Genomic DNA, 23735 nt, shown 5'->3' on the forward strand with positions numbered 1-23735 from the left:
TGACCCCCACTTGTACAACGACCTCACGGCCGGTTATCCACAGAGCTTATCCACTGACCGCCGGTCGCCTTTCCTGCTGTTAAGGCATTGATAAATCATGGGCGATCAGCAACCTGCATGTGGATAAGTGCGCGCCTGATCGCTACAATGGCCGCTTGTTTTTGCCTCACCGGCTTTCAACTTAGGGGATGTCCGTGTCAGTGGAACTTTGGCAGCAGTGCGTGGAGCTTTTGCGCGATGAGCTGCCTGCCCAACAATTCAACACTTGGATCCGTCCACTACAGGTCGAAGCCGAAGGCGACGAGTTGCGCGTCTATGCACCGAATCGTTTCGTTCTCGACTGGGTCAACGAAAAGTACCTGGGCCGGGTTCTCGAACTGCTCGACGAGCATGGCAATGGCACGGCGCCTGCGTTGTCCTTATTAATAGGCAGCAAACGCAGCTCGGCCCCTCGCGCGGCGCCCAATGCCCCGCTCGCCGCGGCGGCTGCTTCCCAGGTCCAGGCCACTGCAGCGCCGGTCAACCATGCCGCGCCAGCTCCCGCGCCTGCGCCGAGCAAACGCAGTGCGCAAAAAGAGACACACGTCAGCGAGGAACCTTCGCGGGACAGCTTCGACCCCATGGCTGGCGCCAGCTCCCAGCAGGCCCCGGTGCGCGCCGAGCAGCGCAACGTCCAGGTCGAAGGCGCGCTCAAGCACACCAGTTACCTGAACCGGACCTTCACCTTCGAAAACTTCGTCGAAGGTAAATCCAACCAACTGGCCCGGGCCGCTGCCTGGCAGGTGGCGGACAACCCCAAGCATGGCTACAACCCGCTCTTCCTCTACGGTGGCGTGGGCTTGGGTAAAACCCACTTGATGCATGCGGTGGGCAACCACCTATTAAAGAAGAACCCGAATGCCAAGGTCGTGTACCTGCATTCCGAGCGGTTCGTGGCTGACATGGTCAAGGCGTTGCAGCTGAACGCGATCAACGAATTCAAGCGCTTCTACCGTTCGGTGGACGCCTTGCTGATCGACGATATCCAGTTCTTCGCCCGCAAGGAGCGTTCCCAGGAAGAGTTTTTCCACACCTTCAACGCATTGCTTGAAGGGGGCCAGCAGGTCATTCTCACCAGCGACCGCTACCCGAAGGAAATCGAAGGTCTGGAGGAACGCCTCAAGTCGCGTTTCGGCTGGGGCCTGACGGTGGCTGTCGAGCCACCCGAGCTGGAAACCCGCGTGGCGATCCTGATGAAGAAAGCCGACCAGGCCAAGGTCGAGCTGCCACACGACGCAGCGTTCTTCATCGCCCAGCGTATCCGCTCGAACGTACGTGAACTCGAAGGTGCCCTCAAGCGGGTGATCGCCCATTCCCACTTCATGGGTCGCGACATTACCATCGAGCTGATTCGCGAATCCCTCAAGGATCTGCTGGCACTGCAGGACAAGCTGGTCTCTGTGGATAACATTCAGCGTACAGTGGCTGAATACTACAAGATCAAGATTTCAGATCTGCTGTCCAAGCGCCGTTCGCGTTCGGTGGCTCGCCCGCGTCAGGTGGCCATGGCGTTGTCCAAGGAGCTGACCAACCACAGCCTGCCGGAAATCGGCGATGTGTTTGGCGGGCGCGACCACACGACCGTGCTGCACGCCTGCCGCAAGATCAACGAACTTAAGGAATCCGACGCGGACATCCGCGAGGACTACAAGAACCTGCTGCGTACACTGACCACTTGATGACCAGCGCAGCTTATTAAGGCAAGGGACTAGACCATGCATTTCACCATTCAACGCGAAGCCCTGTTGAAACCCCTGCAACTGGTCGCCGGCGTCGTCGAACGCCGCCAGACCTTGCCGGTACTTTCCAACGTGCTGTTGGTTGTCGAAGGCCAGCAGCTGTCGCTGACCGGTACCGACCTGGAAGTCGAGCTGGTTGGTCGGGTGCAACTTGAAGAGCCGGCCGATCCGGGTTCCATCACCGTGCCTGCGCGCAAGCTGATGGACATCTGCAAGAGCTTGCCCAACGATGCGCTGATCGACATCAAGGTCGATGAGCAGAAGCTCGTGGTCAAGGCCGGTCGTAGCCGTTTCACCTTGTCCACCTTGCCTGCCAATGATTTCCCTACGGTGGAAGAAGGCCCTGGCTCGCTGACCTGCAGCCTCGATCAGAGCAAGCTGCGTCGCCTGATCGAGCGCACCAGCTTCGCCATGGCCCAGCAGGACGTGCGCTACTACCTCAACGGCATGCTGCTGGAAGTGTCCGCTGGCGTTATCCGCGCCGTGGCCACCGATGGCCATCGCCTGGCGATGTGCTCGATGCAGGCTGATATCGGCCAACCGGATCGTCACCAGGTGATTGTGCCGCGCAAGGGCATCCTGGAGCTGGCGCGCCTGCTGACCGAACCGGACGGCAACGTCAGCATCGTACTGGGCCAACACCACATTCGCGCCACCACCGGTGAATTCACCTTCACTTCGAAATTGGTGGACGGCAAGTTCCCTGACTACGAGCGTGTGTTGCCCAAGGGTGGCGACAAGCTGGTGTTGGGCGATCGTCAGGCGCTGCGTGAAGCGTTCAGCCGTACGGCGATCCTGTCCAACGAGAAATACCGCGGCATCCGCCTGCAACTGGCCAATGGTCAACTGAAGATCCAGGCCAACAACCCGGAGCAGGAAGAAGCGGAAGAAGAAGTGGGCGTTGACTACAGCGGCGGCTCCCTGGAAATCGGCTTCAACGTCAGCTATCTGCTGGATGTGTTGGGCGTGATGACCACCGAACAGGTCCGTCTGATCCTGTCCGACTCCAACAGCAGTGCGCTGGTGCAAGAGTCCGACAACGACGATTCGGCCTACGTTGTCATGCCGATGCGTCTGTAATCATGCCCAGCAGAAGCTAGATGTCCTTAAGTCGCGTCTCAGTCACCGCGGTGCGCAATCTGCACCCGGTGACCTTCTCCCCCTCCCCCCGAATCAATATTCTTTACGGTGCCAACGGCAGCGGCAAAACCAGCGTACTGGAAGCCGTTCACCTGCTGGGGCTCGCCCGTTCGTTTCGCAGTACCCGCCTGTTACCGGTCATCCAGTACGACCAACTGGCCTGCACCGTGTTTGGCCAGGTGGAGTTGGCCGAAGGTGGCCATAGTGCTTTGGGCATTTCGCGGGACCGGCAAGGTGAGTTCCAGATTCGGATCGATGGGCAGAATGCTCGCAGCGCTGCGCAGCTGGCGGAGATCCTGCCCTTGCAACTGATCAACCCGGACAGCTTCCGGCTGTTGGAGGGCGCGCCGAAGATTCGTCGACAGTTTCTCGACTGGGGCGTGTTCCACGTGGAACCGCGTTTCATGGCGACTTGGCAGCGCTTGCAGAAGGCGCTGCGCCAGCGAAACTCTTGGCTGCGACATGGTACACTTGACGCCGTTTCGCAAGCGGTTTGGGACAGGGAACTGTGCCAGGCCAGCGCTGAAATAGATGAATATCGCCGCGCTTATATCAAAGCCTTGAAACCGGTCTTTGAGCAGACCTTGAGCGAGCTGGTTGAGCTCGATGGCCTGACGCTCAGCTATTACCGAGGCTGGGACAAGGACCGCGAGTTGAGTGCCGTGCTGGCTGGCTCCCTGCAACGCGACCAGCAGATGGGTCATACCCAGGCTGGACCACAACGTGCTGACTTGCGCCTCAGATTGGGCGCTCACAATGCCGCGGACATCTTGTCCCGGGGCCAGCAGAAGTTGGTGGTGTGTGCCTTGCGGATCGCTCAGGGACATCTGGTAAGCCAAGCCCGCCGCGGTCAGTGTATTTATCTGGTGGATGACTTGCCGTCCGAACTGGACGAAGCCCACCGCCGCGCGCTTTGCCGCTTGTTGGAAGACTTACGCTGCCAGGTGTTCATCACCTGTGTAGACCACGAATTATTGAGGGAAGGCTGGCAGACGGAAACGCCAGTCGCCCTGTTCCACGTGGAACAGGGCCGTATCACCCAGACCCACGACCATCGGGAGTGAAGGCATTGAGCGAAGAAAATACGTACGACTCAACGAGCATTAAAGTGCTGAAAGGCCTGGATGCCGTACGCAAACGTCCCGGTATGTACATTGGCGACACCGATGATGGTAGCGGCTTGCACCACATGGTGTTCGAGGTGGTCGACAACTCCATCGACGAAGCCCTCGCCGGTTATTGCGACGACATCAGCATCATCATTCATCCGGATGAGTCCATCACCGTTCGCGACAACGGCCGTGGCATCCCGGTCGACGTGCATAAAGAGGAAGGCGTTTCCGCCGCCGAGGTCATCATGACCGTCCTCCACGCCGGCGGTAAGTTCGACGATAACTCCTACAAGGTATCCGGTGGCCTCCACGGCGTGGGCGTATCGGTGGTGAACGCGCTGTCCGAAGAACTGATCCTCACCGTGCGCCGCAGTGGCAAGATCTGGGAACAGACCTACGTCCACGGCGTTCCACAGGCTCCGATGGCGATCGTGGGTGACAGCGAAACCACCGGCACCCAGATCCATTTCAAGGCGTCGAGCGAAACGTTCAAGAACATCCACTTCAGCTGGGACATCCTGGCCAAGCGGATTCGTGAGCTGTCCTTCCTGAACTCCGGTGTCGGCATCGTCCTCAAGGATGAGCGCAGCGGCAAGGAAGAGCTGTTCAAGTACGAAGGTGGCCTGCGCGCATTCGTTGAATACCTGAACACCAACAAGACCGCGGTCAATCAGGTGTTCCACTTCAACATCCAGCGTGAAGACGGCATCGGCGTGGAAATCGCCCTGCAGTGGAACGACAGCTTCAACGAGAATCTGCTGTGCTTCACCAACAACATTCCCCAGCGCGACGGCGGCACTCACCTGGTGGGCTTCCGTTCGGCGCTGACGCGTAACCTGAACAACTACATCGAACAGGAAGGCCTGGCGAAGAAGCACAAGGTTGCCACCACCGGCGACGATGCCCGCGAAGGCCTGACGGCGATCATTTCGGTGAAGGTGCCGGATCCGAAGTTCAGTTCCCAGACCAAGGACAAGCTGGTGTCTTCCGAAGTGAAGACCGCGGTCGAACAGGAAATGGGCAAGTATTTCTCCGACTTCCTGCTGGAGAACCCGAACGAAGCCAAGCTGGTGGTCGGCAAGATGATCGACGCCGCCCGTGCTCGTGAAGCGGCGCGCAAGGCCCGTGAGATGACCCGCCGCAAAGGCGCGCTGGACATCGCCGGCCTGCCGGGCAAGCTGGCTGACTGCCAGGAAAAGGATCCTGCCCTGTCCGAACTGTACCTCGTGGAAGGTGACTCTGCTGGCGGCTCCGCCAAGCAGGGACGCAACCGTCGCACCCAGGCCATCCTGCCGCTCAAGGGCAAGATCCTGAACGTCGAGAAGGCGCGCTTCGACAAGATGATTTCCTCCCAGGAAGTCGGCACCTTGATCACCGCGCTGGGCTGTGGCATCGGCCGCGAAGAGTACAACATCGACAAGCTGCGTTATCACAACATCATCATCATGACCGACGCCGACGTCGACGGCTCGCACATCCGTACCCTGTTGCTGACGTTCTTCTTCCGTCAGTTGCCGGAGCTGATCGAGCGCGGCTACATCTACATCGCCCAGCCGCCGCTCTATAAGGTCAAGAAAGGCAAGCAGGAGCAGTACATCAAGGACGACGACGCCATGGAGGAATACATGACGCAATCGGCCCTCGAAGACGCGAGCCTGCACCTGAACGAAGACGCCCCGGGTATTTCCGGTGAGGCCCTCGAGCGCCTGGTCAACGATTTCCGCCTGGTGATGAAGACCCTCAAGCGCCTGTCGCGCCTGTACCCGCAGGAGCTGACCGAACACTTCATCTACCTGCCGGCCGTCAGCATGGAGCAACTGTCCGATCACGCGGCGATGCAAGATTGGCTGGCCCAGTACGAAGTCCGCCTGCGCACCGTCGAGAAGTCCGGCCTGGTCTACAAGGCCAGCCTGCGTGAAGACCGTGAGCGTAACGTCTGGCTGCCTGAGGTCGAACTGATCTCCCATGGCCTGTCGAACTACGTCACCTTCAACCGCGACTTCTTCGGCAGCAACGACTACAAGACCGTGGTCTCCCTCGGTGCACAACTGAGCACGCTGCTCGATGAAGGTGCATACATCCAGCGCGGTGAGCGTAAGAAAGCGGTGACCGAGTTCAAGGAAGCCCTTGAATGGCTGATGGCCGAAAGCACCAAGCGCCACACCATCCAGCGATACAAAGGGCTGGGCGAAATGAACCCGGATCAGCTGTGGGAAACCACCATGGACCCGGGCTCGCGCCGCATGCTGAAAGTGACCATCGAAGACGCCATTGGCGCGGACCAGATCTTCAACACCCTGATGGGTGATGCGGTCGAGCCACGCCGTGACTTCATCGAGAGCAACGCCCTGGCGGTGTCCAACCTGGATTTCTGATCCAACTGCCAACCGTCCCAATGAAAAAGGCCAACGCACCTGCGTTGGCCTTTTTTGTTCGTCTTCAGTCACGTTTCCGACCCCGACCTGCTGGTCAGAAAGCGGGTAGCCCGGTAACACGTGGAACAAAAGCTTTGATGCTCAAGGACTTGCGAAGCGGCCCAGGCCCCCGTAATACGGGAGCGGAGTAAATTCTGGCGCAATTCTTGCGTCTTAAATAACTTACACATCGTTTTTTTATTTTTACAGAAACGATGGGTTGAGGTGGATCGAACAAATCTAAATACCAAAGGTAGTCTCAATGAGCGGTACGCAAACTTCCGATAGTCTGGAACAAGGACTCAAACCACGGCATGTGACGATGCTGTCCATTGCTGGTGTGATTGGCGCCGGTCTTTTCGTCGGCTCCGGGCATGCGATTGCCGCAGCCGGCCCAGCGGTGCTGCTGGCCTATGCCGCCGCCGGTGCCCTTGTGGTGTTGGTGATGCGTATGCTGGGGGAAATGGCCGTCGCCTCGCCCGACACCGGTTCCTTCTCCACCTATGCCGATCGCGCCATTGGCCATTGGGCCGGTTTCACCATCGGTTGGTTGTACTGGTGGTTCTGGGTCCTGGTGATTCCACTGGAGGCCAACGCCGCCGCCACCATCCTGCATGCCTGGTTCCCGAATGTGGCCATCTGGGTCTTTACCCTGGTCATCACCCTGCTGCTGACGGTCACCAACCTGTTCAGCGTGAAGAATTATGGGGAGTTCGAGTTCTGGTTTGCCTTGATCAAAGTCGTGGCGATCATTGGTTTTGTCGGGCTGGGTATCCTGGCGATCCTCGGCTGGCTGCCCACCAGCCAGGTGAGTGGCGTGTCCCACCTGTTCGACACCCAGGGCTTCTTGCCAAACGGCATGGGTGCGGTACTGGGCGCGATCCTGACGACCATGTTTTCGTTCATGGGCACCGAGATCGTCACCATTGCTGCCGCTGAATCGAAGAACCCTGGCCAGCAAATCTCCAAGGCGACCAACTCGGTGATCTGGCGGATCGGCCTGTTCTACCTGGTGTCCATTTTCATCGTTGTTGCGCTGGTGCCTTGGAATGACCCGTCGCTGGCCAATGTCGGCTCTTACCAGACGGTGCTGGAGCGCATGGGCATCCCCAACGCCAAGCTGATCGTCGACCTGGTGGTGCTGGTGGCGGTGACCAGTTGCCTGAACTCGGCGCTGTACACTGCTTCCCGGATGATGTTCTCCCTGGGCAAGCGCGGTGATGCGCCGGCCGTGGCCAAGCGCACCAACAAGAGCGGCACGCCTTACTGGGCGGTCGTGCTGTCGACGGCCGCCGCGTTCCTGGCCGTGTTCGCCAACTACGTGGCGCCAGCGGCGGTCTTCGAGTTCCTGTTGGCCAGCTCGGGTGCGATTGCGTTGCTGGTGTACCTGGTGATTGCTTTCTCGCAGCTGCGCATGCGCAAACAGCGCAAGGCTCGCGGTGAAAAAATCGCTTTCAGCATGTGGCTGTTCCCGGGCCTGACCTACGCGGTGATCGTATTCATCGTCGGCGCCCTGACCATCATGCTGTTCCAGGAGGCCCATCGGGTGGAGATTCTCGCCACGGGCCTGCTCAGCCTGCTGGTGGTAGCGTGCGGCCTGCTGGTGCAACGTCGCCGGATTGGCAAGGCAGGCAGCCTGGTACAGAGCCACGGCTGACATCACTGTGGCGAGGGAGCTTGCTCCCGCTTGAGTGCGAAGCGCTCATAAAAGGGGCCGCTGCGCAGCCCAGCGGGAGCAAGCTTCCTCGTCACGGCTCCGAATCTTTAGATGGCCAGGTGCGCCCTGGCCTTTGTGTGGTCTAGCTCGCCACCGATGCTTCGCTTCCCGCCGCCACGCTCTCCAGTCGATACCCATACCCGTAGATCGTCAGCAGTTGCCAGCCGCGGTCTGCTGTCAGGCCGAGCTTGTTGCGCAGGCGATAGATGTGGGTGTCGAGGGGGCGGGACGAGGTCATTTCCTCGTGGGTCCAGAAGCGCTCGTAGAAATATTCCCGGGACAGCGGCCGACCCAGGTTGGCGAACAGGCAGCGGGCCAGACGGAACTCCCGCTCGGTCAAACTGATGGGGATGCCGGCGCGGGTGACGGTGAGTTCGGCATCGTCGAACTCCAGGTCATTGAACACCAGTACATCGCTGGTGGGCACGCGTTGCAGGTTGTGCCGGCGCAGCACGGCAGTGACTCGGGCCTTGAGCTCATTGGGCCTGAAGGGTTTGCTTACATAGTCGTCGGCCCCGGCGTTGAGTGCCTGGACGATGTCGTGCTCGCCGTCGCGGCTGGTGAGCATGATCGCGGCCGGGGGCGAGTCCATGTGCTCACGGGTCCAACGCAGCAGCGACAGCCCGCTGATATCAGGCACTTGCCAATCCAGAATCAACAGGTCGAAGGTTTCCCGGCGCAATTGCCGCAGCAGGTCCTCGCCGCGCTCGAAGCTGTGCAGGGTCCAGGCCTGCTCACCCCTGCCGGGGATTTGTTGCAGTGTCTGTTCCACCCGGCGCAGTTCGGCCGGTTCGTCATCCAGTATGGCGACACGCATGGGATGCGATTCCTTGATCTCGGGTAGCGGACATCATCAGGTGGCGCGACAGTCGATTCGGCCGGCCCCTGTCGCTGGCTGCAAGACAATAACCACTCTCGGCACGGAGGGAAAGGTAGCGGCGTTGCACCTGATGACCCAAGCTCGCTTCCACAGTGCTTACTGACAAACCCCATATGCAAACCCTATTCTTACTCCCCCTGCCGATCTGACCTGTCACCATGCGCGATATCCCCAGCCGTACTGCTCGAACAGGTGGCCCATGAGCCACCAGCGGCGCCGTGAAAGTCGCGAGCCCACCCAGGTCCAGCGCATGTTTCGCCAGTTGATGCGCGAATGGTTGTGGATAAGTCTGCTGTTGTTACCCTTGACCGCCTTGTTGTCCTTCAGCGGCCAGTCGCCGCGCAACGGCCCCCTGGCCGCCCTGCTTTCGGTTGGCTTGGTGGCGTGTGTATTGGGCTTGCTGCTATGGCGCCCGCGCCTCGCGCTGTGGGCAACGGTGGGAGGCATGAGCCTGGCGTTGTTGATCAGCGCGGTATTGGCCATTCGCGGCTGGTGGTGGTCGCCGATGGCCAGTGTGCTGGGCATTCTGTTCGGTTACCTGATCTGGAACTGGCGGCGCCTGAGCGTGGTGCTGGCCTATTTCGGCTGGGAACTGGCGCGCCTGGATTCGGAGCCGAAGGTGTTCCCGGAACGGCGCCGGGCACCCTATTTGGGCAGTGACCGCTTGCAGGGCCAGATCATGGCCCTGGAACAAGCCATGAGCCGAACCCGTGACACGCGCCGCTTCATTGCCGATGGCCTCGAATACCTGCCGGTGGCGACGATGATCAGCGACCCCCAAGGCAAGTTGTTGCTGGGCAACCGCAAGGCTCGCGAGCTGTTCGGCCACGGCCTGGCGGGCGGCGATGTGCTCGAGCATCTTGCTGAGCTGGGTTATCCAGGCCTTGAACCGGGCGCGCGCCATCGGTTATCCACATTACCGTTGCTGGAGTTTCGCGATGTCCGCGAGCGCAGTCTGCGCCTGGACAGGGCTGCGTTGCTGCCGGTCGACGGTGATGCGCCGATTGGCTGGTTGCTCAGCCTCATCGACCTCAGCGTGGAACGCGAAGCCGAAGAGCAGCGCAGCGTCATGCTGCGTTTTCTCTCCCACGACCTGCGTGCACCACACTCGGCGATCCTGGCGCTGTTGGACGTCCAACGGCATCAACTGGGCGAGAACACGCCGCTGTTCGACCAGATCGAGCGTCAGGTGCGGCGTGCCCTGGAGTTGACGGATGGCTTTGTGCAACTGGCCAGGGCCGAGTCCGAGGCGTACCAGTTCCAACCGACGTTGTTCGCCATGCTGGTGTTGGACGTAATCGACCAAGCCTTGCCACTGGCCCAGGCAAAGCGCATCCAACTGGTTCACGAAATGGACGATGAAGAGGCCATGGTGCGGGCCGACCAGGCGTTGCTGACGCGGGCGCTGTTCAATCTGCTGGAGAACGCCATCAAGTACAGCGCCTCGGACACCCGCATAGCCCTGCGTGTTCATTGCGCCCAAGGGCGTCTGACATGCGATGTGACGGACCAGGGCAAAGGGATCGGCGCCGAAGAGTTACCGGCTTTGTTCAGCCAGTACCGACGGTTTTCGTCGGCCCACGGTGTGGACGGCGTCGGACTGGGACTGTCGATGGTCAAGGCGGTGGTGGACCGCCACGGCGGGCAAATCGAGTGCCGCAGCGTGGTGGGCCAAGGCACGACGTTCAGCTTGGGTTTTCCACTGCTGGAGGACTGAGGATGGCAGCGCAAAGCGCCGATCCTTCGCCGCTATAAAAAACTTATGCACGTTGAAGCTGCTTTTATGTGTTTATGAAATATGCATTAAAAACATAGACTTAAAACACAAAGGCAACGGATTTCAAAAAAACGGTACACAGGTTATCCACAGATCTCAGACAGCAATCTGGTCCGTGGCGGCCGGCGCTGCGGGGGTGGACGGCAGCGAACCCATTTCCCGTTGCGTCTGCTCGTTCCAGGCCTGGACCCGGTCGTTCAGGTTGGCAATGGCGCGAGGCCCGGTGCCCTCGGCATACATCGGCGCGCCGATGACTACGGTGATGACGCCGGGCGTACGAACCCAGCCCGCCTTGGGCCAGAATTTGCCGGCATTGTGTGCAATCGGCAGTACAGGCAGGTCGGCATTCACCGCCAAGGCCGAACCGCTGCGGGAAAACTTGCCGACCGTTCCATAGGGAACACGGGTGCCCTCCGGAAAGATCAACACCCAGACGTTGTCCTTGAGCAGTTCGTCGCCCTTTTGTGCCACCTGCTTGAGGGCGGCCTTGGGGTTGTCGCGGTCGATGGCGATTGGTCGCAGCATGGCCATGGCCCAGCCGAAGAATGGCACGAACAACAGTTCACGCTTGAGCACCTGGCTCAGCGGTTCGAAGTAAGCCGACAGGAAGAAGGTTTCCCAGGTGCTCTGGTGGTTGGACTGGATCACGCAGGGCCGGTCAGGCACGTGCTCGGCGCCCTTCACTTCATAGCGAATGCCCAGGAACACTTTGCTCAGCCACAGTGCGCAACGGCACCAGTAGACATTGATGAAGCGGTAGCGCGCCTTGAACGGCAGGAAAGGCGCGATAAAGAAACTCAAGGTGCACCACAGCAAGGAACTGGTGCCCAGCAGCAGGTAAAAGAGAAAGGTTCTGATGGCCTGCAATATCGACATAGCGGCGTTTACCGTTGCGGGCAATGCCCGCCTGTTCAAGCGCTTCCCGAACATTCCTTGTCAGGATGTCGTGGGAGCTCTAATTGTGGATAAGTTCAGCGGCAACTGCCGCCAGGTCGTCAAAAATCAAGGTGCCCACCGGTAGGGTCTTGTCCAGGGTCTTTTCGCCTTTCCCGGTTTTTACCAAAACTGGCTGACAATCGACGGCCTTGGCTGCCTCCAGGTCACCGAGGCTGTCGCCGACGAACCACACACCCGCCAGCGGTGTCGCATAATGCTCGGCAATGGCCTTCAACATGCCCGGCTTGGGTTTGCGGCAATCGCAACCTTCATCCGGCCCATGGGGGCAATAGACGATCAGCCCGACTTCCCCGCCCTGCTCGGCCACCAATGCGCGCAAGCGCTCATGCATGGCCTCGAGCACGGCGAGGTCGTAGTAACCGCGGGCAATGCCCGACTGGTTGGTGGCGACCGCCACCGTCCAGCCGGCCTTGCTCAACTGCGCGATGGCTTCGATCGAACCGGGGAGTGGCAACCACTCCTGCACCGATTTGATGTAAGCGTCGGAGTCGTGATTGATCACCCCGTCCCGATCGAGAATCAGCAGTTTCAAGGTTTACCCCAGCAGCGAAATGTCGGCAACGCCGAGGAACAGGCCACGCAGGCGCGCCAGCAGCGCGTAGCGGTTGGCCCGCACGTTGGCGTCTTCGGCATTGACCATCACCGCTTCGAAAAACGCATCCACCGGCTCGCGCAGTGCCGCCAGGCGTGCCAGGGTTTCGCTGTACTGACGCGCCGCCGCCATCGGCTGGACCGCCTGGTCAGCCTGCTGGATCGCCGAATACAGGGAGAACTCGTTGGCGTTGTCGAAGTACTTGGCTTCGACGGTGGCCGCGATGTTGCCTTCGGCCTTGCCCAGCAGGTTCGACACACGCTTGTTCACCGCCGCCAATGCCGCCGCTTCCGGCAGCTTGCGGAACGCCTGCACCGCTTGCACGCGCTGGTCGAAGTCCAGGGCCGAGCCCGGCTTCAGGGCACGCACCGACAGGTAGGTGGCGACGTCGACGCCTTCGTCTTCATAACGCGCGCGCAGACGGTCGAAGATGAACTCCAGCACCGCATCGGCCAGGCCGGCGGCCTTGACCTTGCTGCCGAACGCGTTGACGGCGAAGGCCACCGCATCGTTCAGGTCCAGGTCCAGCTGCTTGTCGATCAGGATCCGCAACACGCCCAGCGCCGCACGACGCAGGGCATACGGGTCCTTGCTGCCGGTGGGCAACATGCCGATGCCGAAGATGCCGACCAGGGTGTCGAGCTTGTCGGCGATCGCCACGGCCGCGCCGGTCAGGGTGGTCGGCAGTTCAGCGCCGGCACCACGGGGCATGTATTGCTCGTTCAGGGCCAGGGCCACGTCCTGCGGTTCGCCGTCGTTGAGGGCGTAATAGTAACCGGCGATACCTTGCATCTCCGGGAACTCACCGACCATCTCGGTGGACAGGTCGCACTTGGACAGGATGCCGGCGCGGGCCGCGCGCTGGGCGTCGCCACCGATGCGCGGGGCAATGAACGCCGCCAGTTTCGACACGCGCTCGGCCTTGTCGTAGACGCTGCCGAGTTTTTCCTGGAACACCACGTTCTTGAGGCGCTCGTTGAAGCTTTCCAGGGGTTGTTTCTTGTCTTGCTTGAAGAAGAACTCGGCGTCGGTCAGGCGCGGGCGCACGACCTTCTCGTTACCGGCGATGATCTGTGCCGGATCCTTGCTCTCGATGTTGGCGACGGTGATGAAACGCGGCAGCAACTTGCCTTCGGCGTCCAGCAGGCAGAAGTACTTCTGGTTGTCCTGCATGGTGGTGATCAGCGCTTCCTGCGGCACTTCAAGGAAACGTTCCTCGAACGAGCACACCAGCGGCACTGGCCATTCCACCAGCGCGGTCACTTCGTCCAGCAGGCTTGGCGGCACGATGGCGGTGCCTTCCTGGCGGGTGGCCAGCTCTTCGGTGCGCTTGCTGATCAGCTCGCGACGCTCGTTGGCGTCGGCCAGCACATACGCGGCACGCAGGTCGGCCAGGTAGTTGGCCGGCGAGGTGATGCGCACGCTCTGCGGATGATGGAAACGGTGGCCACGGGAGTCGCGCCCGGCCTTCTGGGCCAGGATCGTGCAATCGATCACCTGGTCGCCCAACAGCATCACCAGCCATTGGGTCGGACGCACGAACTCTTCCTTGCGCGCGGCCCAGCGCATGCGCTTGGGAATCGGCAGGTCGTTCAGCGAATCTTCGACGATGGTCGGCAGCAGGCTGGCGGTCGGCTTGCCCTTGATGCTTTGGCTGTAGCGCAGTTTCGGACCGCTCTGGTCGATTTCACTCAGGTCCACGCCGCACTTCTTGGCGAAGCCCAGGGCGGCCTGGGTCGGGTTACCGTCGGCATCGAACGCGGCCTGGCGTGGCGGGCCGTCGAGGTTGATGCTGCGGTCCGGTTGTTGGGTCGCCAGGGCGGTGATCAACACGGCCAGGCGGCGCGGCGCGGCGAATACCTGCTTGGCTTCGTAGCTCAGGCCAGCGGCTTGCAGGCCTTTGTCGATACCGGCCAGGAACGCATCGGCCAGGGTGTTCAGGGCTTTGGGTGGCAGTTCTTCGGTGCCCAATTCAACCAGGAAATCTTGAGCACTCATTGTGCAGCCTCCAGCTTAGCCAACACTTCATCACGCAGGTCCGGGGTCGCCATCGGGAAGCCCAGCTTGGCACGGGCCAGCAGGTAGGCTTGCGCAACGGAACGCGCCAGGGTGCGTACACGCAGGATGTATTGCTGGCGCGCGGTCACGGAAATCGCCCGGCGTGCGTCCAGCAGGTTGAAGGTATGGGACGCCTTCAACACCATTTCATAGCTCGGCAACGGCAGCGGCTGATCCAGTTCGATCAGGCGCTTGGCTTCGCTTTCGTAGAAATCGAACAGCTCGAACAGCTTGTCGACGTTGGCGTGTTCGAAGTTATAGGTCGATTGTTCCACTTCGTTCTGGTGGAACACGTCGCCGTAGGTCACCTTGCCGAACGGGCCGTCGGCCCAGACCAGGTCGTAGACCGAATCCACGCCTTGCAGGTACATGGCCAGGCGTTCCAGGCCGTAGGTGATCTCGCCGGTAACCGGGTAGCACTCGATGCCGCCCGCCTGCTGGAAGTAGGTGAACTGGGTCACTTCCATGCCGTTGAGCCAGACTTCCCAGCCCAGGCCCCAGGCGCCCAGGGTCGGCGATTCCCAGTTGTCCTCGACGAAACGGATGTCGTGCACCAGCGGGTCGAGGCCCACGTGCTTGAGGGAGCCGAGGTACAGTTCCTGGAAGTTTTCCGGATTCGGCTTCAGGACCACCTGGAACTGGTAATAGTGCTGCAGACGGTTCGGGTTCTCGCCGTAGCGGCCGTCAGTCGGGCGGCGGCTGGGCTGCACGTAGGCGGCGTTCCAGGTTTCCGGGCCGATGGCACGCAGAAATGTGGCGGTGTGGAAAGTGCCGGCGCCTACTTCCATATCGTAGGGCTGAAGTACCACGCAACCTTGCTCGGCCCAGTATTGCTGGAGGGCGAGGATCAAGTCTTGGAAGGTACGCACGGCTGGCGTAGGCTGGCTCACGAAATTCACCTGTTTCTTGGGCTGCGATTTAAAGAGCGGGAGTATACCCGATTCGTTCGTGCGCACGCCCCCTGGAGCCTTATGCCACGCTGCTTTTGGTGTACCGAAGATCCGTTGTACATGGCCTATCACGATCAGGAGTGGGGGACGCCGCTGCGCGATGCGCAGGGTTTGTTCGAGTTGCTTTTGCTCGAAGGGTTCCAGGCGGGGCTGTCCTGGATCACCGTGTTGCGTAAACGCGCCCACTACCGCGAGGTGCTGTACAACTTCGACGTACAGCGGGTGGCGCAGATGAGCGACGCCGAGATCGAGGACTTGATGCAGGACCCCGGCATCATCCGCAACCGCCTCAAGCTCAAGGCCGCGCGCCGCAATGCCCAGGCCTGGCTGGCGCTGGAAGACCCGGTAGCGTTCCTCTGGTCGTTCGTCGGTGACAAACCCCTCATCAACCATTTCAAGGATCGCACCGAAGTGCCGGCCATCACGCCCGAAGCAGTGCAGATGAGCAAGGGCCTGAAAAAGGCCGGCTTCACTTTCGTCGGGCCGACCATTTGCTACGCCTTCATGCAGGCCTCGGGCATGGTCATGGACCACACGCAGGATTGCGACCGCTACGCCGAGTTGTCAAACGGCGGTTAGAATAGCCGGCTCGCGACACGGCCCATGAATTCAGGAGTGACCTGTGGATAAGTTGAAAGGCGCCTTGCTGGTCGGCGCTCTGCGGTTATTTGCGCTGCTGCCCTGGCGGGCGGTGCAAGCGGTGGGGTCGGCCATCGGCTGGCTCATGTGGAAGTTGCCCAACCGTTCCCGCGACGTGGTGCGGATCAACCTCGCCAAATGCTTTCCCGAGATGGACCCGGCCGAGCGCGAACGCCTGGTGGGCCAGAGCCTCAAGGACATTGGCAAATCCCTGACCGAAAGCGCCTGCGCCTGGATCTGGCCGGCCCAGCGCTCCATCGAACTGGTGCGCGAAGTCGAAGGCCTGGACGTCTTGAAAGAAGCCCTGGCGTCCGGCAAAGGCGTGGTGGGCATCACCAGCCACCTGGGCAATTGGGAAGTGCTCAACCACTTCTATTGCAGCCAGTGCAAACCGATCATTTTCTACCGCCCACCCAAGCTCAAGGCCGTGGATGAACTGCTGCAGAAACAGCGGGTGCAGCTGGGCAACAAAGTCGCGGCGTCCACCAAGGAAGGCATCCTCAGCGTCATCAAGGAAGTGCGCAAGGGCGGCCAGGTGGGCATCCCCGCCGACCCGGAACCGGCCGAATCCGCTGGGATCTTCGTGCCCTTTTTCGCCACCCAGGCCCTGACCAGCAAGTTCGTCCCCAACATGCTCGCCGGCGGCAAAGCGGTCGGCGTTTTCCTCCACGCCCTGCGCCTGCCGGACGGCTCCGGCTACAAAGTCATCCTCGAAGCCGCCCCCGAGGCCATGTACAGCACCGACACCGAAACCGCCTGCGCCGCCATGAGCCAAGTGGTGGAGCGCTACGTGCGCGCCTACCCCAGCCAATACATGTGGAGCATGAAACGCTTCAAGAAACGCCCGCCGGGCGAGGCGCGGTGGTACTGAAACGGCCAGCGATTTGCTCAACCAAAGCCCTGTGACAAAAAAGCTCGCCCCACATTGGTTCCCTAAACACCACTGGCCCTGTGTGGGAGCGAGCCTGCTCGCGAGACGAACTGACCAACAACACCTGTCCAACTGCCCTGCACCCCGTGGCGAGGGAGCTGCTCCCGCCGGGCTGCGAAGCGGCCCGAAACCCAATGCAACTGCAAACGTTCTGACGAACACTTCCCACCTGAGCGAGAGCTCCATCCCCGACCATTTATCTAGAATTCTGCGGGTCTGTAAGTTCTTACAGTAGCCACGTCGTCCTACCCGGCCCCTAATGACTTCGTCGCCCCCTTTCCTAGGACCGGAAAATCGTACTTGCGCAAGCACGGAGATCACGAAGTTATAAAACGTGACGCTCGCCCAAGTATCGAGCTGTTGGTAGGGGACGTTCACGGCGGTGCCGGTGGACGATGGTGTACGACCTGGCACCTCAGACAGTCCATCCCTGCCGGGTTTGCCGGCCTGGATAGTCTCATTGTAAGGGAGCTATATCATGGTTGATTTTGCCGCGGATTCACTTATCGAGACCTATAAGAATCTGGACATTATGCGTAAGCCGCACGATCCCTATGGCGGCGGCGGGCAGTATTACTTCATGTTTGGCAATGGCGAGCGCAGCGCGCTTTACTCGGACTTGGGTGAGGTGAAGCGGTACATTGACGCCAGGGTTACCGAGGCCAGCGTTTGGCACGATGTTTGATCCAGTGTTGATGTAAGCAAGCATACCGCCATCGCGAGCAAGCTCGCTCCCACAGATGATTATGGTGAACGCATTATCTGTGAGTGCTCAAAAACCCATAGGGAAATGGGCTTGCTTGCGATTGGCACGCGGTAAAACAGCGCCCCAGCTTTCAATTTCAGCTTGATCGCCACTCGGTGAGTTTCGTTCAGGCCCCTAATAAGCCAGAGATGCACCTGAAATAGAAGGTAATACTTGGCAAAACGTGGGGGTTCAGGTAGCAGTCTTCACGGTAAGACTACTTGGCGAGTCATTGGCGTTGCCGCAGGGTAATCCCCGAAAACCAATGACCGGCAAGCCCTGCCACTCGAACAAGGCAAGTCAATTGTGAATGCACCAAATGTCCTGGCAAACGAAACAGACCTTGGCCATTGCATGATGAAAGTTGACCATGCAGGTGAGCATGGCGCGATCTGTATCTACAGCGGGCAATTGATCATGGCCCGGCTTTTTTTCCCGGATATGGTGGGTGAGCTCAAGGAGTTTCTTTCCCACGAGCGCCGTCACCGGGCTGTCTTCTTAGCAGAACTGCAACGTCGCCACTATCCCCGCTGCCGTAGTTACTGGCTGTGCGGGATGGGCGGCTTGGCGTTGGGACTGATCACTGGCCTCTGCGGCCGTAAAGCTATTCTCGCCACCACCGTCGCGGTTGAAAGTGTGGTGCTTAAACACCTGGCCCATCAACTTCAGGTTCTAGGCGATATCGATCCGCACGCGGTGGCGGCCATCGCTTCGATCGTGGAAGAAGAACAACACCATCATGACCATTCGGCAGCGCAGATAGATGTAAACGATCCTTGGTTCAGAGCACTGGCACCGATGGTGACCGCTTGGACTGAAGCTGTGATATGGATGGGTATGCGTTCTTAGTAACGGCACAAAAATAGACGGGCTTTCGTCCACAGCTACGTAGATAGACGACTGTTATCTTGTGGTCGGCCGTTGCTCTGCGTGACAGGTACCCACTGGCCAGAAGGGGACATCTAGAGTAGGAAGAATAAATCTCAGAATCATCTGGCCGGCTTACGGCTGGCGAAGCCCGCCGGTTATGTCATACGTTAGGCCTCATCTCCAGTTAAAAGGACTCTCATGGAAGAAAAGCCGAACTACATCGAAGATGCTGTCTCTATTGCTATCGGTAGCCAGTTAGCGCTGCTGAGCTTTCCGTTTCTACGTTACTCCATCGTTCCGATATCGAGGGGGCGTGAACGGTGGCTCGGCGCGGATGCAAAGTTACTCAGCGGGAAGCGCTTCCTTCCTTTTTATATGCAATTCAAGCGTCCTTTCGCACATACTGTCCCGAGTCGCGCGCAGATCATCAAAGATCGCAACAGGTTGTCGCCTAAGCTATCCACTGCGCCCCGAACGCTGTTTTTTTCCCTGCAAGACAAGCTTAAGCACCAAAAGGACTTCCAGCATAACGTCCTGTATAGACTGCGGAAGAAATTGCTGGCACAGAACCGCGGAGACGCAGCCTACGTGTGTCCGCTGTTTCTAGACAGGCAAACGTATTTCTTGCATTCGCACATGGCGGGTATCCTTCGGTGGGCTCAGTCTTGGCCATCGCGTCCATACAATAGGCAATATCTCCCTATTACTAATGCATCTGGAAGCACAATCTCTCTGCCAAATATTCCGGTACTCTCCGAGCACATATCCATTCCGCCTCACGAGCTAGTAACCACTGCAGCGCATAAGTACAGCTTCACTGAAAGTGGAGACGAGGTGTGCTTTCACTCGCCGAAGCATCTTCCGGAAGGCAGCTTCCTGTTCCACCATTGGCTAGGTGGCTTGATTTCCTCGGCAAGATCCGAAGACCGCTTAACGGCTCTCGGGGATAGCCGTCGCGACCTAGAAGAACTTGTTTCAGTAGCGCTTGGGGAGAACCAACAGGAATTTGAGCTACCGAAAGATCCCAGCCTTGCCTGGTTCGTATGGGGCGAGTATCTCGGTCGTCACTACGCCATTGAGCAATATGCTGTTGTCGCGCATGAGCCCTAACAATTCGTTCAAGCCGATGCCGCTTTGCGGCATTGCTTAATTCAGCCGTTGAACGTTCGCTTTTTACTCACGGCCACCGGCTGCTCTTGGCCGGTTAGCGACGGTCAGGGCTCGACCATCGCTATGCATATTCAAACCTCGGTCTGTTCCGCCATCTCCAGGGCGTCATCGACTTCAATTCCCAGATATCGAACGGTGCTCTCCAGCTTCGTGTGGCCGAGCAGCAGTTGAATCGCTCGCAGATTTTTCGTCTTGCGATAGATCAGCGATGCCTTCGTACGCCTCATTGTGTGAGTGCCATACATGGCTGGATCAAGGCCAACGGCTTCCACCCAGCCTTTGACGATCCGTGCGTATTGACGTGTTGATAGAGGGTCTGAGGTATGCAGCTGGCTCGGAAAAAGGCAGTCCTCGCTCCGGAGTTGGGCTTGGTGTATCCAGGCCGCGATAGCAAATCGTGTTTGTTCGGTGATCTCGAACTGCACTGGCCGCAGCGTTTTATGCTGCATCACCATGGCGCGTGGTGATACGTGCTCGCCATGGGCGACGTCGCGCACACGAAGCTTGGTTAAGTCGCAGGCCCGAAGCTTGCTGTCGATGGCCAGATCGAAGAACGCAAGATCACGGGTTCGTTCTGCAATTTGAAGCCTTACCCGGATGGCCCAGATATCTCTCAGTCTGAGTGGAGCTTTCTACCCGACCAGCTTTCCTTTGTTCCAAGGCTGGCGGCTGCAGGTAGCGAAAATGTTGATGACTAGTCCTCCACGTGTCGAAGGATAAGGATGGCTGAACAGAGGAAGGGTCGCTAACCGGCCAGAAGCGGGCAGTCCTTCCGATTAATAAATCCGTCCCCTTTTGTCTTTGTCCGCTCAACATAGATGCAAGCAGACTCACCGCTATCGCGAGCAAGCTCGCTCCCACAGTTTTTCCAGGCTGTTTTGTGGGAGCGAGCTTGCTCGCGATAGCGCCCTAACAGCCGCCACATAACTAACTGACTTCACCTCACGCCATCTCCCTTCCTAAAGCTCGGTCCCCGGCTGTCGATAACCCGATGTATCCGCCAATCATGGACCGATGAAATGGAACTCACCCTTAGCGCCGCCTCTATTGCACCCGCCAACACCCACCTCACCCGCTCCGATCAGACGTTGGTCACTCATCCTCCAACAGGCTCTGTAAAGGAGCTGGCAAGCGCTGGCCCAGCAGCCATCTACCACCCCAGTGAAGAAACCCAGACCGTGGAGCAACCACTGGTGGCCATTACCACCTGGGTCGGTCGATCCCAATCGCCAGATTTTCCTCGCTATGCCGCGATCGCCGAGAGCGCGAAAAACACGTTGAAAACCTCCTTCGAGGCATTCCAGTCAACGCTGTCGGCAACCCACCCGGATTTGGCCAGCAAGAAATACGGATTCACCGTCGAGGCCGATGGCAAGCTGAAAGTACTCAATACCGCCGGGCAGCTCAGCACCTCGGAAACCCAGCGCCTCACCGACCTGCTCAATGAATCCACTGATTTGAAAGCCAATGCCAGCGCCTTGCGCGACGCCTCCATCGACATGGTGGATGCCGACTCGCCTTGGTCTGGCAGCTATCTGGGCCGCTACAATCTGACCAAGGAAAACTTCGCCAGCACCATCGACCTGGCACCGCTGCTCAAGCGCGCCGGTTCGGTGCCGCCGCAGGAATTTTCGGACGGGCTGTTTTTCAACCAACTGGCGCACAAAGGCGAACTGGCGACCCAAGAGACGGAAGCCGCAATGCTTGAACGGCGTGCCGCGCAGCGATTCAGCGCGCAGGCCTGAAAGCCGGGTCTACCGAATCGTGGGGTGAGGGAGCTTGCTCCCGCCGGGCTGCGCAGCGGCCATTCCCATGATCAGCTATGAGCTGGCGGTGCGGTCGGCTTCCTGATGGTTGTTTGATCACGAGGAGGCGCAAAGCCTCAATCGTGTCCATGATTAAGGGCCTGCGATATCGGCGACGTTGGGATGGAAAAGCCATCTCTAAATCCGTCGGACTACCGTTCAGTCAGAAATATCGCACTTCCTCTGGTTCATTAATCAAGGAGTTCCCCCTCATGAACATCGATTTCACCGGACGTCAGGTCCTGGTCACTGGGTCCACCAGCGGTATCGGTTTTGCGACCGCCAAAGGTTTTCTCGACGCCGGCGCTCATGTAGTCATCAACGGTCGCAGCCAGAGCAGCGTGGACGACGCATTGCAACGCCTGGGCGGCCTTGCTGCCAAAGCCGAAGGCTTTGTTGGCGACCTCAGCAACGAGGCAGGTTGCCGGGCATTGGTCGCCAAGTACCCGCGCTTCGATGTGGTGATCAACAACCTGGGCATCTTCAAGTTGGAAGACTTCTTCGAAACGCCGGACAGCGAATGGCAGCGTTTCTTCGAAACCAACGTCATGTCGGGCGTGCGGGTTTCCAGGGCCTATGCGCCGGGGATGGTCGAGCGGGGTTGGGGGCGGATTGTGTTTGTGTCGTCTGAGTCGGGTGTGAATATTCCCGCCGACATGATCCACTACGGCTTCACCAAGACCGGCCAGCTTTCAATTGCTCGCGGCTTGGCCAAGCGCCTCGCCGGCACGGGCGTCACGGTAAACTCGGTGTTGCCTGGGCCGACGCTTTCCGAAGGCGTTGCCCAGATGCTCCAGGCCGACGTCGAGCGCACCGGGGACAGCCTGGAAAAGGTCGGGGCGGATTTCGTCAAACAGCACCGCAGCACCTCGATCATCCAGCGGGCGGCGCGTGTCGAGGAAGTTGCCAACATGATCATCTATGTCAGTTCGGAACAGGCTTCGGCGACCACCGGGGCGGCGCTGCGCGTGGATGGCGGTGTGGTGGACAGCCTTGTCTAGCGGGGTGCAGCGGCAGACCTGTGGATAACTGCCGGTTTACGACGGCTGCGCCACCGCCACCTGATTGCGCCCCAACGCCTTCGCCTGGTACAGCGCCTTGTCCGCGTTGTTCATCAGGCCATTAAGGTCTTTATGCCCCGCCGCCGTGGAGGCAACGCCAAGGCTGGCGGTGATGCGTTGGACGGGGTCGACCTTCAACCCGGCAATCGTCGATACGAGCGTCTGCGCAATGTCGATGGCCACTGCCAGGGAGGTGTTGGGCAGCAAAATGGCGAATTCTTCGCCGCCGAGCCGGCCGTGGATATCCGTGGCACGAAATGACGAGCTGATGACCACGCCCATCTGCCGCAAGACCTGATCCCCCACTTGATGACCGTAGGTGTCGTTGATGTGCTTGAAATGGTCCATGTCCAGCATCACCACGCACAGTTCCAGGCGATGGATCTTGCAGTCGTGGTAGAGCCGCTGGGCGTGTTCGAAGAACGCTCGCCGGCTCTTCAGGCCGGTCAGTTCGTCGGTTTGGGCGGCACGGGTCGAGATGCTGTTGGCCTGCTCCATTTCCCGGGTCAGGCGGAAGGCGGTTTCCAGGGCCTTGGACATTTTCCGCGTGGCGCGGGCGGCGAAGGCGGCGAACACCAGGATCGAAAGGGCCAGGCCCATTTGCATCGTGGACGGCTGGACCAGCAGCCAGGCGGTGCACGGCAACAGCACCAGGCCGATGGAAACGAGGGTCATGTCGCGGTAGGCCGAGTAACAGGCCACTGCGCTGACGGACATGCCGACCGAAAAGAGCATGACCAGCGCCTGGGACAACAGATCGTCCGCCGGCATGATCACGAAGGCCCCGCCGCCCCAGACGCTGGCGGACAGCACCAGCGTGGCCCAATACCGGCGCTCCCAGCGTTGCGGTGTGCGCTCACTTTGGGTGCTGCGGAAATAGGCCACGAACATCGACAGGCGCAGCAGCGTCGTACCGGTCAGGATGCCCAGCCACCAGAGGATCACGCTGTGTTCAAGGCGGTCCCAGCACAGCCAACTGAGCATGATGGCCGCCAGGTAGCTGCCCAATACCGCTGAAACCGATTGGCGGAAGAGTTGCTGCAATCGATCGGTTCGCACCTGCTCGGCGATGAAGAAATCCTGGTCACTCCGAGATCCTAGGCAATCCATGTGATTCACCTGAGCCTGACGCAAAAAAA

19 protein-coding genes and 1 pseudogene are annotated in these 23735 nt (G+C 59.8%); 13 read left to right on the forward strand and 7 right to left on the reverse strand.

All coding sequences use genetic code 11. The features are described from left to right. Positions 1–194: 194 nt before the first annotated feature. From dnaA to gabP, 5 genes are all read left to right on the forward strand, one after another. Positions 195–1718, forward strand: coding sequence for a chromosomal replication initiator protein DnaA (gene dnaA, locus KI241_RS00005; RefSeq protein ID WP_212803201.1), 1524 nt, complete (start codon positions 195–197; stop codon positions 1716–1718). Between the two features lie 36 nt (positions 1719–1754). After that, a complete protein-coding gene (gene dnaN / locus KI241_RS00010; protein WP_047739370.1) occupies positions 1755–2858 on the forward strand; it encodes a DNA polymerase III subunit beta in 1104 nt (367 codons plus the stop codon). A gap of 20 nt (positions 2859–2878) precedes the next feature. Then, positions 2879–3982, forward strand: a complete 1104-nt coding sequence (gene recF, locus KI241_RS00015) for a DNA replication/repair protein RecF (RefSeq protein ID WP_047739369.1) — start codon at positions 2879–2881, stop codon at positions 3980–3982. 5 nt (positions 3983–3987) lie between these two features. Beyond that, positions 3988–6405, forward strand: a complete 2418-nt coding sequence (gyrB, locus tag KI241_RS00020) for a DNA topoisomerase (ATP-hydrolyzing) subunit B (RefSeq protein ID WP_042727831.1) — start codon at positions 3988–3990, stop codon at positions 6403–6405. Between the two features lie 301 nt (positions 6406–6706). After that, positions 6707–8101 (forward strand): GABA permease, encoded by a 1395-nt coding sequence (gene gabP / locus KI241_RS00025; protein ID WP_212803202.1) that lies wholly within the window; start codon positions 6707–6709, stop codon positions 8099–8101. Positions 8102–8243: 142 nt separating this feature from the next. Here the strand turns inward: gabP and KI241_RS00030 are convergent, their stop codons facing one another. After that, positions 8244–8978: a response regulator transcription factor gene (locus KI241_RS00030; protein ID WP_042727818.1), complete on the reverse strand. Its 735-nt coding sequence runs from the start codon at positions 8976–8978 to the stop codon at positions 8244–8246. A 262-nt stretch (positions 8979–9240) separates the two neighbouring features. On the opposite strand from KI241_RS00030, the gene KI241_RS00035 reads away from it, so the two are divergent. Next, positions 9241–10758, forward strand: a complete 1518-nt coding sequence (locus KI241_RS00035) for a HAMP domain-containing sensor histidine kinase (protein WP_123579296.1) — start codon at positions 9241–9243, stop codon at positions 10756–10758. 156 nt (positions 10759–10914) lie between these two features. On the opposite strand, the gene KI241_RS00040 is transcribed toward KI241_RS00035, so the two are convergent. The 4 genes from KI241_RS00040 to glyQ all read right to left on the reverse strand — a co-directional run bounded on the left by KI241_RS00040 (position 10915) and on the right by glyQ (position 15315). Next, entirely contained in the window at positions 10915–11694 is a 780-nt protein-coding gene (locus KI241_RS00040) for a lysophospholipid acyltransferase family protein (protein WP_042727820.1), read from the reverse strand. 79 nt (positions 11695–11773) lie between these two features. Continuing rightward, complete coding sequence (gene gmhB, locus KI241_RS00045; protein ID WP_212803203.1) at positions 11774–12307, reverse strand: D-glycero-beta-D-manno-heptose 1,7-bisphosphate 7-phosphatase; 534 nt, start codon at positions 12305–12307, stop codon at positions 11774–11776. Positions 12308–12310: 3 nt separating this feature from the next. Further along, on the reverse strand, positions 12311–14365 hold the full coding sequence (glyS, locus tag KI241_RS00050) for a glycine--tRNA ligase subunit beta (RefSeq protein WP_042727822.1): 2055 nt from the start codon (positions 14363–14365) through the stop codon (positions 12311–12313). Continuing rightward, complete coding sequence (gene glyQ, locus KI241_RS00055) at positions 14362–15315, reverse strand: glycine--tRNA ligase subunit alpha (protein WP_022641565.1); 954 nt, start codon at positions 15313–15315, stop codon at positions 14362–14364. Before glyQ ends, glyS begins: the two co-directional genes overlap by 4 nt. A gap of 81 nt (positions 15316–15396) precedes the next feature. Between glyQ and tag the strand changes: the two genes are divergently transcribed. The 5 genes from tag (at position 15397) to KI241_RS00080 (ending at position 19670) form a co-directional block, all read left to right on the forward strand. Further along, positions 15397–15954: a DNA-3-methyladenine glycosylase I gene (tag, locus tag KI241_RS00060; protein ID WP_042727823.1), complete on the forward strand. Its 558-nt coding sequence runs from the start codon at positions 15397–15399 to the stop codon at positions 15952–15954. A 43-nt stretch (positions 15955–15997) separates the two neighbouring features. Next, positions 15998–16885 carry a lysophospholipid acyltransferase gene (locus KI241_RS00065; RefSeq protein ID WP_042727824.1) on the forward strand — a complete coding sequence of 296 codons (888 nt, stop codon included), beginning with the start codon at positions 15998–16000 and terminating at the stop codon, positions 16883–16885. A gap of 538 nt (positions 16886–17423) precedes the next feature. Then, positions 17424–17630 (forward strand): hypothetical protein, encoded by a 207-nt coding sequence (locus KI241_RS00070; RefSeq protein WP_042727825.1) that lies wholly within the window; start codon positions 17424–17426, stop codon positions 17628–17630. Positions 17631–17996: 366 nt separating this feature from the next. Further along, positions 17997–18539: a demethoxyubiquinone hydroxylase family protein gene (locus KI241_RS00075; protein WP_237614112.1), complete on the forward strand. Its 543-nt coding sequence runs from the start codon at positions 17997–17999 to the stop codon at positions 18537–18539. Between the two features lie 219 nt (positions 18540–18758). After that, on the forward strand, positions 18759–19670 hold the full coding sequence (locus KI241_RS00080) for a hypothetical protein (RefSeq protein ID WP_042727827.1): 912 nt from the start codon (positions 18759–18761) through the stop codon (positions 19668–19670). A 131-nt stretch (positions 19671–19801) separates the two neighbouring features. Here KI241_RS00080 and KI241_RS00085 read toward each other — a convergent pair. Further along, positions 19802–20422, reverse strand: a pseudogene (locus KI241_RS00085) (tyrosine-type recombinase/integrase). 327 nt (positions 20423–20749) lie between these two features. On the opposite strand from KI241_RS00085, the gene KI241_RS00090 reads away from it, so the two are divergent. Together KI241_RS00090 and KI241_RS00095 are read left to right on the forward strand one after the other, a co-directional pair. Beyond that, the gene (locus tag KI241_RS00090) at positions 20750–21475 is read left to right on the forward strand and encodes a hypothetical protein (RefSeq protein ID WP_212803204.1); all 726 of its coding nucleotides are present in this window, start codon (positions 20750–20752) and stop codon (positions 21473–21475) included. A 272-nt stretch (positions 21476–21747) separates the two neighbouring features. Further along, positions 21748–22536 (forward strand): SDR family oxidoreductase, encoded by a 789-nt coding sequence (locus tag KI241_RS00095; protein ID WP_042732102.1) that lies wholly within the window; start codon positions 21748–21750, stop codon positions 22534–22536. Positions 22537–22572: 36 nt separating this feature from the next. On the opposite strand, the gene KI241_RS00100 is transcribed toward KI241_RS00095, so the two are convergent. After that, on the reverse strand, positions 22573–23706 hold the full coding sequence (locus tag KI241_RS00100; protein WP_047739365.1) for a GGDEF domain-containing protein: 1134 nt from the start codon (positions 23704–23706) through the stop codon (positions 22573–22575). Between the last annotated feature and the right edge of the window lie 29 nt (positions 23707–23735).

This window comes from Pseudomonas sp. Cab53 (assembly GCF_018325965.1).
Lineage (GTDB): Bacteria > Pseudomonadota > Gammaproteobacteria > Pseudomonadales > Pseudomonadaceae > Aquipseudomonas > Aquipseudomonas chlororaphis_E.

What these genes read in the sequence shown, in the direction of transcription:
- dnaN (WP_047739370.1), top strand. Translation starts at nt 1,755, where the DNA reads ATGCATTTCACCATTCAACGCGAAGCCCTGTTGAAACCCCTGCAACTG.
- glyS (WP_042727822.1), bottom strand. Translation starts at nt 14,365, where the DNA reads ATGAGTGCTCAAGATTTCCTGGTTGAATTGGGCACCGAAGAACTGCCA.
- KI241_RS00070 (WP_042727825.1), top strand. Translation starts at nt 17,424, where the DNA reads ATGGTTGATTTTGCCGCGGATTCACTTATCGAGACCTATAAGAATCTG.
- KI241_RS00100 (WP_047739365.1), bottom strand. Translation starts at nt 23,706, where the DNA reads ATGGATTGCCTAGGATCTCGGAGTGACCAGGATTTCTTCATCGCCGAG.
- KI241_RS00080 (WP_042727827.1), top strand. Translation starts at nt 18,759, where the DNA reads ATGGAAGAAAAGCCGAACTACATCGAAGATGCTGTCTCTATTGCTATC.
- KI241_RS00090 (WP_212803204.1), top strand. Translation starts at nt 20,750, where the DNA reads ATGGAACTCACCCTTAGCGCCGCCTCTATTGCACCCGCCAACACCCAC.
- KI241_RS00040 (WP_042727820.1), bottom strand. Translation starts at nt 11,694, where the DNA reads ATGTCGATATTGCAGGCCATCAGAACCTTTCTCTTTTACCTGCTGCTG.
- KI241_RS00035 (WP_123579296.1), top strand. Translation starts at nt 9,241, where the DNA reads ATGAGCCACCAGCGGCGCCGTGAAAGTCGCGAGCCCACCCAGGTCCAG.
- recF (WP_047739369.1), top strand. Translation starts at nt 2,879, where the DNA reads ATGTCCTTAAGTCGCGTCTCAGTCACCGCGGTGCGCAATCTGCACCCG.
- gabP (WP_212803202.1), top strand. Translation starts at nt 6,707, where the DNA reads ATGAGCGGTACGCAAACTTCCGATAGTCTGGAACAAGGACTCAAACCA.
- tag (WP_042727823.1), top strand. Translation starts at nt 15,397, where the DNA reads ATGCCACGCTGCTTTTGGTGTACCGAAGATCCGTTGTACATGGCCTAT.
- KI241_RS00095 (WP_042732102.1), top strand. Translation starts at nt 21,748, where the DNA reads ATGAACATCGATTTCACCGGACGTCAGGTCCTGGTCACTGGGTCCACC.
- KI241_RS00030 (WP_042727818.1), bottom strand. Translation starts at nt 8,978, where the DNA reads ATGCGTGTCGCCATACTGGATGACGAACCGGCCGAACTGCGCCGGGTG.